Origin of the sequence: Terrabacter sp. NPDC080008 (assembly GCF_040702505.1) — a bacterium.
In the GTDB taxonomy this organism is placed as follows: domain Bacteria; phylum Actinomycetota; class Actinomycetes; order Actinomycetales; family Dermatophilaceae; genus Terrabacter.
The window spans coordinates 108,212-123,174 of record NZ_JBFBLC010000006.1; the positions used below are offsets into that span (position 1 = coordinate 108,212).

The 14,963-nt window shown below is 71.4% G+C and carries 13 protein-coding genes, 1 other RNA gene and 1 pseudogene; 11 read left to right on the forward strand and 4 right to left on the reverse strand.

Translation table 11 applies throughout. The features are described 5' to 3' along the window. The first annotated feature begins 251 nt into the window (after positions 1 to 251). The 8 genes from AB0316_RS16665 to AB0316_RS16700 all read left to right on the forward strand — a co-directional run bounded on the left by AB0316_RS16665 (position 252) and on the right by AB0316_RS16700 (position 10,141). Entirely contained in the window at positions 252 to 824 is a 573-nt protein-coding gene (locus AB0316_RS16665; protein ID WP_366274165.1) for a matrixin family metalloprotease, read from the forward strand. An 84-nt stretch (positions 825 to 908) separates the two neighbouring features. After that, positions 909 to 2,021, forward strand: a complete 1,113-nt coding sequence (gene prfB / locus AB0316_RS16670) for a peptide chain release factor 2 (RefSeq protein ID WP_366274166.1) — start codon at positions 909 to 911, stop codon at positions 2,019 to 2,021. A gap of 207 nt (positions 2,022 to 2,228) precedes the next feature. After that, complete coding sequence (gene ftsE, locus AB0316_RS16675) at positions 2,229 to 3,125, forward strand: cell division ATP-binding protein FtsE (RefSeq protein ID WP_366274167.1); 897 nt, start codon at positions 2,229 to 2,231, stop codon at positions 3,123 to 3,125. Positions 3,126 to 3,149: 24 nt separating this feature from the next. Beyond that, positions 3,150 to 4,055, forward strand: coding sequence for a permease-like cell division protein FtsX (ftsX, locus tag AB0316_RS16680; RefSeq protein ID WP_366274168.1), 906 nt, complete (start codon positions 3,150 to 3,152; stop codon positions 4,053 to 4,055). 171 nt (positions 4,056 to 4,226) lie between these two features. Further along, positions 4,227 to 5,711 (forward strand): peptidoglycan DD-metalloendopeptidase family protein, encoded by a 1,485-nt coding sequence (locus tag AB0316_RS16685; protein WP_366274169.1) that lies wholly within the window; start codon positions 4,227 to 4,229, stop codon positions 5,709 to 5,711. A gap of 179 nt (positions 5,712 to 5,890) precedes the next feature. After that, entirely contained in the window at positions 5,891 to 6,364 is a 474-nt protein-coding gene (gene smpB, locus AB0316_RS16690) for an SsrA-binding protein SmpB (RefSeq protein ID WP_366274170.1), read from the forward strand. Positions 6,365 to 6,473: 109 nt separating this feature from the next. Continuing rightward, positions 6,474 to 8,474, forward strand: a complete 2,001-nt coding sequence (locus tag AB0316_RS16695) for a DUF2207 domain-containing protein (protein ID WP_366274171.1) — start codon at positions 6,474 to 6,476, stop codon at positions 8,472 to 8,474. A gap of 38 nt (positions 8,475 to 8,512) precedes the next feature. Then, positions 8,513 to 10,141: a DNA polymerase ligase N-terminal domain-containing protein gene (locus tag AB0316_RS16700; protein WP_366274172.1), complete on the forward strand. Its 1,629-nt coding sequence runs from the start codon at positions 8,513 to 8,515 to the stop codon at positions 10,139 to 10,141. Here the strand turns inward: AB0316_RS16700 and AB0316_RS16705 are convergent. After that, positions 10,134 to 11,309 carry an MFS transporter gene (locus AB0316_RS16705; protein ID WP_366274369.1) on the reverse strand — a complete coding sequence of 392 codons (1,176 nt, stop codon included), beginning with the start codon at positions 11,307 to 11,309 and terminating at the stop codon, positions 10,134 to 10,136. The two genes, AB0316_RS16700 and AB0316_RS16705, sit on opposite strands and share 8 nt — an antisense overlap. A gap of 88 nt (positions 11,310 to 11,397) precedes the next feature. On the opposite strand from AB0316_RS16705, the gene AB0316_RS16710 reads away from it, so the two are divergent. Further along, a complete protein-coding gene (locus tag AB0316_RS16710) occupies positions 11,398 to 12,237 on the forward strand; it encodes a winged helix-turn-helix transcriptional regulator (protein ID WP_366274173.1) in 840 nt (279 codons plus the stop codon). 39 nt (positions 12,238 to 12,276) lie between these two features. Here AB0316_RS16710 and AB0316_RS16715 read toward each other — a convergent pair. Then, positions 12,277 to 12,474 (reverse strand): annotated as a pseudogene (locus tag AB0316_RS16715) (biotin/lipoyl-containing protein); the annotation flags it as partial. A 293-nt stretch (positions 12,475 to 12,767) separates the two neighbouring features. On the opposite strand from AB0316_RS16715, the gene ssrA reads away from it, so the two are divergent. Further along, positions 12,768 to 13,134, forward strand: a transfer-messenger RNA (tmRNA) gene (ssrA, locus tag AB0316_RS16720). A gap of 224 nt (positions 13,135 to 13,358) precedes the next feature. Here ssrA and trxA read toward each other — a convergent pair. Both trxA and AB0316_RS16730 read right to left on the reverse strand, forming a co-directional pair. Next, a complete protein-coding gene (gene trxA / locus AB0316_RS16725) occupies positions 13,359 to 13,760 on the reverse strand; it encodes a thioredoxin (protein ID WP_366274174.1) in 402 nt (133 codons plus the stop codon). Positions 13,761 to 13,799: 39 nt separating this feature from the next. After that, entirely contained in the window at positions 13,800 to 14,420 is a 621-nt protein-coding gene (locus AB0316_RS16730) for an SIMPL domain-containing protein (RefSeq protein ID WP_366274175.1), read from the reverse strand. 66 nt (positions 14,421 to 14,486) lie between these two features. Here AB0316_RS16730 and AB0316_RS16735 point away from each other — a divergent pair, with 66 nt between their 5' ends. Then, positions 14,487 to 14,855 (forward strand): VanZ family protein, encoded by a 369-nt coding sequence (locus AB0316_RS16735; RefSeq protein ID WP_366274176.1) that lies wholly within the window; start codon positions 14,487 to 14,489, stop codon positions 14,853 to 14,855. Positions 14,856 to 14,963 lie beyond the last annotated feature (108 nt).

Sequence of the window (14,963 nt, forward strand, 5' to 3'; positions counted from 1 at the left end):
CCGGGTCCTCGTCATGTCGGCACGTGTCGGCACGTGTCGGCCCGGGCGTCCGCGCCACCCGAGGTGCAGACCCCGTGCGCGACGCCTCGCCGAGTCAAGAGACCGTCAAAACGGGCGCATCACGCCATCAAGCCGATAATTTGGGCAAACGACGCCAAACGCCTCTCACCACCCGCTGCATCACCGGCGTCGCAGCACGCCGGGAGCCGCCCCCCAAGCCCCGGCGCACCCCCCACAGCAGGAGAAGGCACATGAAGCGACCCCTCGTCGTCGTCCTCGCAGCACTCGGGCTCGCCATCGCGGCCGCGTCGCCGTCCGAGGCCGCAAAGCCCGCCCCGACGGCCAAGCCCGTTTCGACCACCAAGGCCGTCCCGGCGAAGCCGGCACCGGCCACGAACCCTCCGTACACCGGCCACTGGACCACCCAGGCCGTCGTCTACGACGCCACGGGCGGCGCCAACTCCTTCAAGGTGGCCGAGGCCGTCACCGAGTGGAGCAAGTCCGGCTGGAGCGTGGTGACGACGACCGATCCCACCCGGGCCAACATCACCGTGGTGGCCGAGGACTCGACCGTCGACGGTGCAGTCGGTGACGCCACCCTCGTCAGGAGCGGCACCGTCATCACGGGCTGCACCGTGCACCTGTCGCCGACCTTCGCGGGCCTCAACATCGGCGAGCACATGGCGATCCACGAGCTCGGTCACTGCGGCGGTCTGCCGCACTCGACGTCGACCAAGAGCGTGATGTACCCGACGACCAACTCCAACACAATGATGACCAGGCCGAGCGCGCAGGACCTGCGCTGGATGGCGGGCAACCTCTGAGCCGCCCGGCAGCGTCGCGCAGCCGCGCCGGGCTCCGGGTTCGCGTGCGCGGCCCGGTGCGGCGCTGCCGTAGGCTGTTCGATCGTGGCTGTTGACTTCACGCAAGAGATCAGGGACCTGCGCGCGACGATGGACTCGGTGCGTGGGGTCACCAACCTCGACGAGCTCGCCCGCACCATCAAGGAGCTCGAGGAGCAGGCCTCCGCCCCCGACCTGTGGGACGACCCCGACGCCGCCCAGCAGGTGACGAGCGCCCTCAGCCGCGCCAACTCCGAGCGCGACCGCGTCCTCGGCATGGACGCCCGCATCGAGGACCTCGAGACGCTCGTCGAGATGGGCCAGGAGGAGCACGACGCCGCGACCCTCGAGGAGGCCGAGCGGGACCTGGCCAAGCTGAAGAAGGACGTCGGCGAGCTCGAGGTCCGCACCCTGCTCTCCGGCGAGTACGACGAGCGCGAGGCCGTCGTCACGATCCGGGCCGGCGCCGGCGGCGTCGACGCCGCCGACTTCGCCGAGATGCTCATGCGCATGTACCTGCGCTGGGCCGAGCGCCACGGCTACCCGACGAAGGTCATGGACACCTCCTACGCCGAGGAGGCGGGCCTGAAGTCGGCCACCTTCGAGGTCAACGTGCCGTACGCATACGGCCACCTCTCCGTCGAGGGCGGCACCCACCGCCTCGTGCGCATCAGCCCGTTCGACAACCAGGGCCGTCGCCAGACGAGCTTCGCGGCCGTCGAGGTGATCCCGCTCATCGAGTCCGACGACTCCATCGACATCCCCGAGAACGAGCTGAAGATCGACGTCTTCCGCTCGAGCGGCCCCGGCGGGCAGAGCGTCAACACGACCGACTCGGCCGTGCGCATGACGCACATCCCGACCGGCATCGTCGTCTCGATGCAGAACGAGAAGAGCCAGATCCAGAACCGTGCCGCCGCCCTGCGCGTGCTGCAGTCCCGACTGCTCCTGCAGCGCAAGGCCGAAGAGGCCGCGGTCAAGAAGGAGATGGCCGGCGACGTCAAGGCGAGCTGGGGCGACCAGATGCGCTCCTACGTCCTCAACCCGTACCAGATGGTCAAGGACCTGCGCACCGACTACGAGACCGGCAACCCGAGCTCGGTCTTCGACGGCGACATCGACGGCTTCATCGAGGCCGGCATCCGCTGGCAGATCGCGCAGAACCGCCAGCAGGACTGACGGGCCGCCACGCCGGGGCGGGCGCCCTTCCCGGGAGATCGCGCGGTGCGCACGTAGCCTCGTAGCGCTCGCGTGGAGGCGCCTGCGTATGCCGTCTCGTGCAGATCCGGTCCAACCCGCGGTCGCGCACGGGCGAGCCTCGCAGACCAGCCGTCTCCACGGCAGCAGTCCCCGCAGCAGTCCCCAGCACGAGTCGAGGCCCGACGCATGATCCTCTTCGAGAACGTCACGAAGACCTACCCTCGGACGACTCGTCCGGCGCTCGAGGACGTCAGCCTCGAGATCCCGCGGGGCGAGTTCGCGTTCGTCGTCGGCACCTCCGGTTCCGGCAAGTCGACGATGATGCAGCTCGTCATGAAGGAGCAGGACGCGACGAGCGGCCGGGTGCTCGTCGCCGGCCGCGAGCTCGACCGCCTGCCCGAGCGCAAGGTCCCGGCCCTGCGCCGCGAGATCGGCTGCGTCTTCCAGGACTTCCGGCTCCTGCCCAACAAGACGGTCTTCCAGAACGTCGCCTACGCCCTGCAGGTCCTCGGCAGCAGCCGGGCCCGCATCCGCCAGACCGTCCCCGAGACGCTCGAGCTCGTCGGCCTCGCCGGCATGGAGAAGCGCCTGCCGCACCAGCTCTCCGGTGGTGAGCAGCAACGCGTGGCCATCGCGCGCGCCTTCGTCAACCGGCCGCCGATCCTGCTCGCCGACGAGCCCACCGGCAACCTCGACCCCGACACGAGCCTCGGCATCGTGCAGCTGCTCGACCGGATCAACCGCACGGGCACGACCGTCGTCATGGCCACGCACGACACGGTCACGGTCAACGCGATGCGCAAGCGCGTCATCCGCCTCGACCAGGGCGTGCTCATCAGCGACATGGAGGCCGGCGACTACACCACCGGCTCCATCCCACGCATCCGGCTCGACGAGGAGTCGGGGGCCCCCCGCCGTGCCGACGCACCCGAGGTCCCAGACGGCTACGACGACGGGGACCCCGCGGCATACGACCCCGACGACCCCGACGCGCTGCCGCCGATCGGCCGTGACGCCGACGGGCCGCGGGCGAAGGGCGGGCTCTTCCGCCGGTCCAAGGCCGTCCAGACGAGCAGCCGCTGAGCGCGAGACGGAGCGAGACACGACATGCGAATCCAGTTCCTCCTCGGCGAGATCGGCAACGGCCTCCGGCGCAACCTCTCGATGGCCGTCTCGGTGGTCATCGTCACGATGATCTCGATGTACCTGCTGGGCCTGGGCCTGATGGGCCAGCGGCAGGTCGACACGATGAAGGACTACTGGTACGACCGCGTCCAGGTCACCGTCCTGCTCTGTGCCGAGAAGACCCGCTACACCAACTGCGCGGGTGAGCCGACGACCGACGCCCAGCGGGCGGCCATCAAGGCCGAGCTCGACTCGCTGCGCCCCACCGTCAAGGACGTCTTCTACGAGACGCGCGACGAGGCGTACGACCGCTTCAAGCAGACCTACAAGAACTCGCCCCTGGCGCGCGCGGGGGAGTCGTACTTCGCCGACTCCTACCGGGTGAACCTCGGCGACCCCAGCAAGTTCGACGTCGTGGCGAGCTCGATCAAGGGCATGCCGGGCGTGGCTGACGTGCAGGACCAGAAGAAGCTGCTCGAGAAGTTCTTCACCTTCATGAACACCGTGTCGTGGGCGGCGATCGCGCTCTCCTCGCTCATGGTGCTCGCGGCCGTCATGCTCATCTCCACCACGATCCGGCAGACCGCGTTCAGTCGTCGTCGCGAGACGGGGATCATGCGCCTCGTCGGGGCCTCGAACTTCACCATCCGCTTCCCGTTCGTGATGGAGACCGTCCTGTCGAGCATGCTCGGCGCCGTCCTGGCGATGGGGATGCTCTGGGCGACCGTGCGCTACGGCGTCGTGGGCTTCCTGAGCCAGACCCTGACCGACACGGCGTTCATCGGTGTCGCCGACGTCTACTACGTCGCCCCGTTCGTCATCCTCGGCGTCGTGGTGCTGGCGACCCTCACCTCGTGGGTGACGCTGCGCCGCTACCTGCGCGTCTGAGGACGGCTCCCGGCCGCTCGATCGCAGCCGTTCCGGCCCGCCACCCGCGCGGGCGCGGCATGCTGTGCACTGCCAGACCTGACGAAAACGCCCACATCGGTGTTACCTGTGGTACCAATGGAGCCTATGTGGCAGAAGTGGCGGTTCAGCGGTAACAGCACCGCGACGAGGATGACGGCCGCCGGGCTGGCCGTGGCATGCACCGTCTCGCTGGGCAGCGCCCTCGGTGCCCGCGCCGACTCGGTCTCTGACCAGAAGAAGCGCAACGACCAGAAGATCGCCGCCCTCGGCCAGCAGCTCGAGGGCACCAACGCCGCACTGGCCCGTGCCTACGTCAACCTCGAGCGCACCAACGCCGCCCTGCCGATCGCGCAGCAGCGGGTCGTCTCGGCCCAGCAGGCGCAGGTGCGGGCGCAGGCCGCCCAGGCCGCTGCCGAGGACACCGAGGCCCGCGCCATCGCGGCAGAGGCGCAGGCGCGTGCGCACAACGACGACGTGGCGCAGAAGCTCGCCGTCGCCCAGGCCAACGAGCAGCGGGCCAAGGAGAAGCTGGCCAAGAGCTCCACCGACCTGGTCAGCAGCCAGGACGCCCTCGACTCGTATGCCGCCGAGGTCTTCCAGGGCTCGGGCCAGGAGTCGCAGCTCGGCATGGTGTTCGGCTCGAGCTCGCCCGAGGACTTCGCCAACCGCCTCGTGATGGCCGACACCGCCAGCGCCGTCGCGAGCGACACCATCGACAAGCTCGCCGCGATGACGGTCGACAACACCTCGACCCGCTCCTACCTGACGTCGGTGCGCGGTGAGATCGCCGAGCTGAAGCGCCAGGCGGAGATCGCCCTGCAGGGAGCCGAGGCCGCTGCCGCCGCCGCGACCCAGGCCAAGAACCAGGCGATCGTCGCGAAGAACAACGCCGTCACCGCCGCGCAGAACGCAGCCTCGGCCAAGACCGAGCTCGACCAGCTGAAGGCCCAGCAGTCCGCGGCGGCAGCCGACCTCGCCGCCCAGAAGAAGAGCGAGGCCGCCGACCTCGCCGATGCGCAGGCCGAGTCCGCGCGACTGCAGGGCATCCTCGTCGAGCGGGCCCGCCAGGCGCGCATCGCCGAGCAGAAGCGCGTCGCCGCCCTCAGGGCCAAGCTCGAGGCGCAGCGTCAGGCCAAGATCCGTGCGGAGCGGGCCAAGGCGGCTGCGGCGGCAGCCCAGGGCCATCACTACACCCCCAAGCCGCCGCCGCCCGTGGTCGTGCCGACCGACTCGACGCCGTCGAACTACCTGACCTACCCGGCGAACGGCCCGACGACCTCCGGCTTCGGCATGCGCTGGCACCCGATCCTGCAGAAGTGGATGCTGCACGACGGGCTTGACTGGGGCATCCCGTGTGGCACCCCCGTGTATGCCGCGGCGCCCGGTGACATCATCCGCGCCGGCTGGCGCGCGAGCGGCTGGGGCAACCAGGTCGTCATCGACCACGGTATCCACCGGGGCGTCGACCTCGTCACCACCTACAACCACCTGACGAGCATCGTGGACTTCGGCGGGCACGTGAACCGCGGCCAGCTCATCGGCTACTCCGGCACCACCGGCTACTCCACGGGCTGCCACCTGCACTTCGGCGTCTACGAGGACGGCACGCCGGTCGACCCGCGCAAGTGGCTGTGAGCTGCTCTGCGTTCGGCCTGAATCGCCCCGGTGCCCTGACCGGGGCGAACCGAAACCGGCTCTGAGCCCCGCCCCTCTTCGGGGTAGCGTTGGGAGGCCGACCGCGCCCGCGGTCGCACCCGCAGCAGCTGGTCCGTGCGCACGAGCGCGCAGCGGACCCGAGTCGGAAGGATGGTCCGGTGGCCAAGGAGAAGGGGCGGTCGCTCATCGCGAGCAACCGCAAGGCCCGACACGACTACCTCATCGGCGACACCTTCGAGGCCGGCATCGTGCTTTCCGGGACCGAGGTCAAGGCCCTGCGGATGGGCCGCGCCTCCCTCGTGGACGGCTTCGCGATGTTCACGGGAGACGAGCTCTACCTCGAGAACGTCCACATCCCCGAGTACCTCAACGGCACGTGGAACAACCACGCCCCGCGCCGCAAGCGCAAGCTGCTCCTGCACCGCGCCGAGCTCGAGAAGATCGCCCAGAAGACGCGCGAGAGCGGGCGCACCATCGTCCCGCTCGCGCTGTACTTCAAGGACGGCCGGGCCAAGGTCGAGATCGCGATCGCGACCGGCAAGAAGGAGTACGACAAGCGTCACGCGCTGCGCGAACGACAGGACAACCGCGAGGCCGAGCGCGCCATGGCCGCAGCGAACCGCCGCCGCTGACGCGCCCTGCAGGACCGAGCTCGGGCGGTGCTCGGGGCCTCGGAACCGCACGCGCGCCTGCGACGTCCGGTGTCAGGATGCAAGGGAGCGATGACGTGGAGGCACTGCGATGACGGGACCCGACGGACCCAGCCGGCCGAGCCGACCCGGGGCGGTGCGCAGCCGCCGGGTGGGGGGTCTCCTCGCGGTGCTCACCGGTCTTCTGCTGCTGCTGGTCGGTCCGGCCGGGGCGGCCCGCGCGGCCGGGGGCGAGGGGATGCAGTCGTTCGTCGCGGCGTACGACCTGCAGCCCGACGGCAGCATGAAGGTCACCGAGACGATCACCTGGCGCTTCCCGAGCGGTGAGCAGCGGCACGGCATCTTCCGCGACGTCGTCGTGCGGATGGGCTGGAACAACGAGGAGAACCGCTACCGCTACTACGACCTGACCGACGTCGCCGTGAGCAGCCCCAGCGGGGCCCCCGACACGTTCCGCGTCAGCGACAACGGCGCCGCCAAGGAGATCCGCATCGGCTCGGCGAGCGCGTACACCAGCGGCACGCAGGTCTACAAGGTCTCCTACACCCTGCACAACGTCCTCAACCCGATCACCGCCGACGGCAAGCCGGCCACCGGCACCACGCCCGCCGACACGGTCGAGCTCAACTACAACGTCTTCGGCACCAACGAGATGACCGAGCGTGACAAGGTCACCGTCACCGTCAACGCGCCCGCTGCGGCCACCAAGGTGCTCTGCTACGCCGGACCCTCCGGATCCACCACCCAGTGCTCGGGCAGCGCGGGCGACCCGTCCCGCTTCTCGGCCGGACCCCTGGCGTCGGGCGACGCCATGACCGTCATCGCCTCCTACCCCGCCTCTGCCTTCGGTGACGTGCACGCCGACGTGCGCAACGGCGGTGCGGGCTCGTCGGTCGGCTCGGAGGCCGCACCGGCCGTCAACGCCGCCGCGTGGATCGGTGGGGTCGGCGCGCCCGTCCTCGCGCTCGCCGTCATGGGCACGCTGGTGTGGACGCGCGGTCGCGACGAGCGCTACGCCGACCTGACCCCCGGCCTCTCCCCGGTCTCCACCGGCGGCGCCCCGGCCGGCGCGGGTGGGACCGGCGGCGCCGGCGGCCCGGCCACCGTGCGCGGCGGCGCACCGACGGTCGCGGTGCAGTTCCAGCCGCCGAAGGGCGTCCAGCCCGGCATGGTCGGCACGATCGTCGACGAGACCGCCAACCCCATCGACGTCTCGGCCACCGTCATCGACCTCGCGGTGCGCGGGTTCCTGCGCATCGAGGAGAACGAGGCCGGCGGCATGTTCAGCCGCACGGACTGGACCCTGACCCTGCTCGACCCGCCGGCGGGCGAGCGGCTCCTGCCCTACGAGCAGAGCCTGCTCGACGGCATCTTCGCGACCCGCGGCGACGTCGTGCAGCTGTCCGAGCTCAAGAACACCTTCGCCTCCACGCTCAAGTCCATCCAGCGCCAGATGTACCAGGAGGTGGTGACGCGCGGCTGGTTCCGCTCGTCCCCGCAGGCGCAGCGCGGCGTGTGGCAGGCGCTCGGCATCGTGATCGCGGTGCTCGGCGGGCTGCTCCTCTTCTACGGGCGCCCGGCGATCAGCGCCATCCTGGGTGGCGGGTTCAGCGGGGGAGTGGCCCTGGGCGTGGGGCTGCTGCTCGCCGGCGGCATCGTGTGGGTCCTCGGCGGCCGGATGGCTGCGAAGACGGCCGAGGGCTCGGCGGTGCTGGCGCAGTCGCTGGGGTTCAAGGAGTACCTCACCACCGCGGAGGCCGGCCAGATCGCCTTCGAGGAGGCGTCCAACATCTTCAGCCGCTACCTGCCGTATGCCGTCGTCTTCGGTGTCGCGGACCGGTGGGCGCGCACGTTCGCGGAGGTCGCCCGGGCAGCCGAGGCGGCGAACCAGCCGCTGCTCATGCCGACGTGGTACGTGTGGAGCGGCAATGCCTTCCCGGACTTCACGAGCATCGCCTCCGGCGTCGAGTCCTTCTCGACGACGTCGACGGGAACCTTCACCTCCACCCCGGGCTCGTCGGGCTCGTCGGGCTTCGGGGGTGGCGGCTTCTCCGGCGGCGGTGGCGGCGGGTCGTCCTCGGGTTCCTGGTAGGCCCGGCCTGCACCGGAGCCAGTGGGTAAGCACTGGTCATGGCCAAGGCCTCTGCTGCCGACCTGCTCGAGCCGTACCGGCGCAAGCGCGACTTCACGCGCACGGCCGAGCCGGCCGGGGTCGTGGCCCCGGTCGCCCCCGACGGTCGCCGCCGGTTCGTCGTCCAGCGCCACCGAGCGCGTCGCCTGCACTACGACTTCCGGCTCGAGATCGACGGCGTGCTCGTCAGCTGGGCGGTGCCCCGGGGGCCGACCCTCGACCCGGGGGTGCGGCGCCTGGCCGTCCACGTCGAGGACCATCCACTCGAGTACGAGACCTTCGAAGGCGTCATCCCCGCAGGTGAGTACGGCGGCGGCGACGTCATCGTCTGGGACCGCGGGCTCTGGGAGCCGCACGGGACGGACGACCCCGGCCAAGCGGTCCGCGACGGCGAGCTGCACCTCGATCTCGCGGGTGAGCGGCTGCTCGGCCGCTTCGTCCTCGTCCGCAGCGACCGGGACGGCGACCGGGCCGGACCGGGCAAGGAGCAGTGGCTCATGCTGCACAAGCACGACCGGTGGGCCGAGGACGGCTGGGACGCGGAGGACCACCCGACCTCGGTGCTGAGTGGCCGGACCAACGACGAGGTCAAGGCCCAGCCGCAGCTCCTCTGGCGCTCGGACCTGCCGGCCGACCGCGCCGCCGTCCCCGTCGACGGCCAGGCGGTTGCCGGCCCGTCCGACCTGGAGCTGGCATCGCTGGAGGAGCTGACGCAGCTCGGCGGCGAGGGCCGGTGGACCGTCCACGGCCGCACCCTTCGCGTCACCAACCTCGACAAGGTGCTCTTCCCGGGTCGCGACGGCCAGCCGCCGATCACGAAGCGTGAGCTGCTGGCGTATGCCGCCCGCATCGCTCCCGTGCTCCTGCCCTACCTGCGTGGGCGGGCACTCAACCTGCACCGCTACCCCGACGGCGCGCAGGAGAAGGGCTTCTGGCACAAGGAGGTGCCGCCGCGAGCGCCGGCCTGGCTGCCCCGGTGGGACAACCCCGACGCCGACCCCGGCGAGACCAGGACCTACCTCGTCGTCGACGAGCCCGCCGCCCTGGTGTGGGCCGCGGGGTTCGGTGGGCTCGAGTGGCACCCGTGGACGTCGTCGACCGCCTCCCCGGACCGCCCGGACTACGCACTCTTCGACATCGATCCCGGCGAGTCGACCTCCTGGGAGCAGGTGGTGGAGCTCGCGCGGCTGCACCGCACGGCGTTCGAGCACCTGCAGGTCCGGGCCTACCCCAAGGTCACCGGGCGCCGCGGCATCCAGGTCTGGGTGCCGATCGCGGCAGGCCCCGGGTTCGACGAGACACGCGAGTGGGTCGAGCGCGTCTCGCGGACGGTGGGGGCGGTGCTCCCGGACCTCGTGAGCTGGAAGTGGCAGAAGCGGGAGCGCTCGGGCCTGGCGCGCCTGGACTACACGCAGAACGCCGTGAACAAGACCCTCGTCGCGCCCTACAGTCCCCGGCCGGCACCCGGCGCTCCGGTGTCGGCGCCGATCGCGTGGGACGAGCTCGAGGACCCCGAGCTGCGGCCCGACCGGTGGACGATCCGGACGGTGCTCGACCGGATCAGCGAGCGCGGCGACCTCTTCGCCGGCGTGCTGGACCACTCCCAGACCCTGCCGACGATCACGTGACCTCGCCGACCGCGGGCGCGTGCGCCGACGGGGCGCCGGCCGCCGCGGGCGCCGGCACCCGGCCGGCGGCGATGGCCAGCACGGCTCCCATCCCGGCCACGACGCCACAGAGCGGCCACAGCGAGCCGGGTGCTGCGGCATACACGATGCCGCCGAGCGGCGCGGACAGCATCGTGCCGCTCGTCGCGGCCCCGGTGTAGAGACCCTGGTACTGCCCGACGAGGTGCGGCGGCGCCGCGTCGAGCACGTGGGCGGTGGCCGTGGTCTTGTAGAGGATCTCGCCGGCGGTGAGCACGACCATGCCCGCCACCGCGGCCACGCCGACTCCCGCCCAGGTGATGCCGAAGACCGCGAACCCGACGGCCACGAGGGCGTAGCCGGTGGCGACGACCGGGAGGGCCGGGCGTCGCCGCAGCCAGAGGGCCACCGGGATCTCGAGCACGAGGATGAGCCCCGACCCCAGCGCGATCAGGAGCGTGTAGAGCGCGAGCGGTTGCCCGTGGTCGCGCAGGTAGAGCGGCAGGGTCGAGTAGAGCTGCCGGTAGACGAGGTCGACGAGCACGACGCCCGGCAGGAGCAGTAGGAGGGGGCGGTCGGCGCGCAGCGCCCGCCACAGCCCGGCCGGGGCGCCGTCCGGCCGTCGGACCGGGCCGCCCGGAGGGAGCAGGCGTGACGTGGCATGCCGTAGGACGAGCGCCAGCACGCCGTCGACGACGAAGAGCAGGTCGTAGCCGCGGGTGGCCAGCAGGGCGCCGACGGGAGGGCCGATGACGAAACCCGCGTTGGACGCCGCCCGGCTGACCGCCACGGACGAGCGCCTGGACCCCGGCGGGACCGCGAGGGCCGCGAGCGCGCCCTGGCACAGCGACGCGAGCGCCCCGAGGTAGCCGGTGACCGGCATCGTCACCGCCAGCAGCCACGTCGGCTGCCACGGGATGAGCGCGGTGAGGACGCCGACGACCGTGGCCGCCACGAGCAGGACCCGGCGATGCCCGTGCCGGTCGCCGAAGCGTCCGCCGGTGACGTTGCCGAGGAGGGCTCCGACGCCGTTGGACCCGGCGATGACGCCGGCCGGGACGACGCCGAGTCCGCGCGGTCCGGTCAGGTAGAGCACGAGGAAGAGCATGAGGAACGAGCTGGCCGAGCTGACGAGCCGGCCGGCGGCCAGGACCCAGACGACGCGGGGGAGGTCACGGAGGTCTCCCGCACATCAGACCACACTGAGTTTCCAAAGGAAACCCACTTAGGATGGAGCCGTGACCAGGCGCCGGCCCCCGACCGACGACCCGTGCGGCATCGCCCAGGCGGTCGGTGTCCTCGGCGACCCCTGGACCCTGCTCGTCCTGCGCGACGTGGCCGGCGGCCACACCCGCTTCGAGCAGCTCGTCGACGAGACCCGGATCTCGCGCAAGGTGCTGGCCCAGCGGCTGGAGGCCCTCGTCGCCGACGGCGTGCTCGAGCGCCGCGCCTACACGCAGCGGCCACCCCGGCACGAGTACGTCCTGACGGCCCTCGGGCGGGGGGTGCTGCCGGTCCTCGCAGCCCTGCAGGAGTTCGGTGACACCTGGCTGCTCGGTGACGGTCGGCCGGACGCCGGTGCAGCAGTCGACTCCACCGAGGCGACGCGGGTGGCCTCCCTCGTCGGGACCGCCATCCCGCGCCTGCACACGCTCGACCCGGTGACCGACCAGTCCCTGACCGTCGTCTACTGCTACCCGGGAAACGCCTTCCCGGGCGCCGAGGAGGTGCCGGGTGGTGTCGGCTGCACCCTCGAGTCCTGCACGTACCGCGACCGGCTCGGCGAGTTCACGCAGCTCGGCGCAGCCGTCGTCGGGGTCTCGACCCAGCGCCCGAGCGAGCAGGCCGCCTTCGCCGCGGCGAACGGCATACGCTTCCCGCTGCTCTCGGACGCCGACCTCGAGCTGACGACGGCGCTGCGCCTACCCACCTTCCGGGCGGGTGGGACGACGAGGCTGCGCCGGCAGACGCTGATCGTGGACCGGGAGCGGATCGTGCGCGCGACGTTGTTCCCCATCCCCGACGTCACCGGGTCGGTGGAGGAGGCGTTGCGGCTCGTGCGCGGGATCGCCGCCTGAGCGCCGAGGCTGCGGAGGCCGCCGAGGCTGCCGGGAGGCTCAGCAGATGACGACGAGGACGTCGCCGCCCTCGACCTGCCCCTGGTCGGGACCGACCCGCGAGACCGTCCCGGTGCGCGGTGCCGTGAGACCTGCCTCGAGCTTCATGGCCTCGATCGTGGCGACCACGGTCCCCGCGGCCACGGTGTCACCGGGCGCCACCGCGAGGGTGACGACACCGGCGAAGGGTGCGGTCACCTCGGACCACTCGACGGGCCCCTCGACGGGCCCCTCGACGGGCTCGGTGAGCGTCGCGTCGGGGCCGGGGGCCTTGCGGGACATCGGACCTCCAGGGTGCGCCGGTGGCCGCACCGGCCACGAGCGGCAGCCTAGTGCGGCGCGCGGGGCGTGTGGGCCGCACCGGCTCGCCGGCTGTCGCGGGAATGGCGTGGACCCCTCGCGCGTTCCTCCTGCATACTGTTCACTCCACCGCACGCCGGTGGGCAGCAGGGCAGCTTGACAAGTAAACAGCGTGACGTGGACACCCCCATGGGGGTGATCGGTTTCGACGGTGGTCGACGCATCAGGGGAAGCGGGTCGAGGATGCAGGGTTATCTCGTTAACGCTCCTTGCAAAACAATAGGTGCCAATTCCAAGCGCACCGACTTCGCCCTCGCCGCCTGAGCGAGTCTCGAAGTCTGTCAGCCTGAGCTAGTTTCCGACTCAGTGCCTGGCATCAGCTAGGAAACTTGCTGCGCAGTCATGTTGGGGGGCTGCGCGGGACTCTTACTCAACTGGGCCTGTCAGGGGACGTGTGCGTGCGAGCCCTGGGGCCGAGAAAAGCCATAGCGCACTGCACCCGGAGAAGCCCTGGTTTCTCGTCATCGGACGCGGGTTCAATTCCCGCCACCTCCACCACTCGTGGTGGTCACGTCACGCTGTTGCTCGTCGAGCACGACGAAGGGCGTCCCGTTCGCGGGGCGCCCTTCGTGCGTATGCCGCGTCGGACGCCCCGCCCCGCCCCAACCATCCGCAAGGACGACGCATCCGGGGAACGAGAAACGCGGTGGATCGCCGGCATGAGGTGCCGGGAATCCACCGCGTTCGCAGCGGGGCGTGGCCGGAGGGGCTCCGGCCGGTGCTCAGGCCTGCTCGGTCGGCGCCACGGCGGCCGAGCCGTCGGCCTCCGCTGCGATCTGCGCCTTGATCGGGGCCATGTCGAGGTTCTTGACCTGCTCGATGACGTCCTGCAGGGCGGTCTGGGGCAGGGCGCCAGGCTGGGCGAAGACGAGCACGCCCTCCTTGAACGCCATGAGCGTGGGGATCGAGGTGATGTTGGCCGCTGAGGCGAGGGCCTGCTCGGCCTCGGTGTCGACCTTGCCGAAGACGATGCCCTCGTTGTCGCCGCTCTGGGACGCGGCGTCGTAGACGGGGGCGAACTGGCGACACGGGCCGCACCAGGACGCCCAGAAGTCGACCAGGACGATGTCGTTGTCGAGGACGGTCTTCTCGAAGGACTGCGCGGTCAGGTCAGTGGTAGCCATACCTTCGCCAACGGATCGTGCCGGGCGGCTATTCCACCCTCAGCGCAGCTCCCACGTCACCGTGACGGACGCAGCGAGGTCGAGGTCGCCTCCCTCGACCGGCATCCCGGCGGAGTCCATGGCGGCCGCCATCAGCTTCCCCTGGCGCATCCCGAGCGGGACGGCCCCGGCCTCGGCCACCCCCAGAACCCTGCCGAGCTCTGCATCGCAGAGGGCCGCATACTGCTCCGCCTTGTCACGGGCGTCCGCGAAGGCGGCGTCCCGGGCGCGGCGCAGTCCGTCGCGGCGATCCGACACGTCGAGGCGCACCTGGTCGACGAGGAGGGCGTTGCCGATGGAGGCCGCGGCCGCCGCGAGGATCTCGCCCACGGACTCGAGCCGGCGGACGGTCACACTCAGCCGCTGCTGGGCGGTGAAGCCGACCGGCGTGCCGGTGCTGTCCCAGCGCTGGCCCACCGTCGCGTCGAGCGTGCGGATGTCGGCGTCCGTGACGCCGTGTTCGCGCACGATGGAGGCCAGCCTCGTCATCCCCTCGGAGGCCCCGACCAGGGCTGCGGCCACGTCCTCGGCGTCGTGGCCCACCCGCAGCTCGAGGCGTACGACGTCGGGGGAGACGGCCGCCTGCCCCGCGCCGCTGACGGTCACCGTTCGTCTGGCCATGACGCTCCTCGTGCTCTTTCCGGGTCGGGCTGGGGCTCGTTCCGAACCTACTTAGACTCCCGTGGCATGACGGCACTTTCGCGACGACATGGTCAGCTCGGGCCGGTGGGCACCGCCCTGGCCGTCGCGGCGGTCGTGGCGCAGCTGCTCGCCCTCTACTGGCCCGTCGTGACCGTGGAGGGCCCGGTGAGCTGGACCGACAAGGTCGTGCACCTCATGATCTTCGCCGTGCCGACGTATGCCGTGGGGCGGGCTCTCGGGTCGGTGCGCGCGGCCGTGCTCGTCTTCGCGCTCCACGCACCGGTGAGCGAGCTCGTGCAGCACTTCCTGCTGCCGGGGCGCACCGGCGACGTGTGGGACGCGGCGGTGGACCTGCTGGGCGTGGCGCTGGGAGCGGCGGCCCTCGTGGTCGGGCGGGCCGCGCGCCGCTGGTAGACTTGGGGCAATCCGACTCCGAGGTCCCCTCGGATCACGACGGAAGAGATGGCGCCGGTGATGCCCGGCGGGCAGGCTCATCCGACGAGGTGACACCCCACCGGAAGA

Excerpts from the sequence above, each read along its gene's own strand:
- AB0316_RS16700 (WP_366274172.1), top strand. The coding sequence starts at position 8,513 with ATGGCCAAGGCCTCTGCTGCCGACCTGCTCGAGCCGTACCGGCGCAAG.
- AB0316_RS16730 (WP_366274175.1), bottom strand. The coding sequence starts at position 14,420 with ATGGCCAGACGAACGGTGACCGTCAGCGGCGCGGGGCAGGCGGCCGTC.
- AB0316_RS16685 (WP_366274169.1), top strand. The coding sequence starts at position 4,227 with ATGACGGCCGCCGGGCTGGCCGTGGCATGCACCGTCTCGCTGGGCAGC.
- ftsX (WP_366274168.1), top strand. The coding sequence starts at position 3,150 with ATGCGAATCCAGTTCCTCCTCGGCGAGATCGGCAACGGCCTCCGGCGC.
- trxA (WP_366274174.1), bottom strand. The coding sequence starts at position 13,760 with ATGGCTACCACTGACCTGACCGCGCAGTCCTTCGAGAAGACCGTCCTC.
- AB0316_RS16735 (WP_366274176.1), top strand. The coding sequence starts at position 14,487 with ATGACGGCACTTTCGCGACGACATGGTCAGCTCGGGCCGGTGGGCACC.
- ftsE (WP_366274167.1), top strand. The coding sequence starts at position 2,229 with ATGATCCTCTTCGAGAACGTCACGAAGACCTACCCTCGGACGACTCGT.
- AB0316_RS16695 (WP_366274171.1), top strand. The coding sequence starts at position 6,474 with ATGACGGGACCCGACGGACCCAGCCGGCCGAGCCGACCCGGGGCGGTG.
- AB0316_RS16665 (WP_366274165.1), top strand. The coding sequence starts at position 252 with ATGAAGCGACCCCTCGTCGTCGTCCTCGCAGCACTCGGGCTCGCCATC.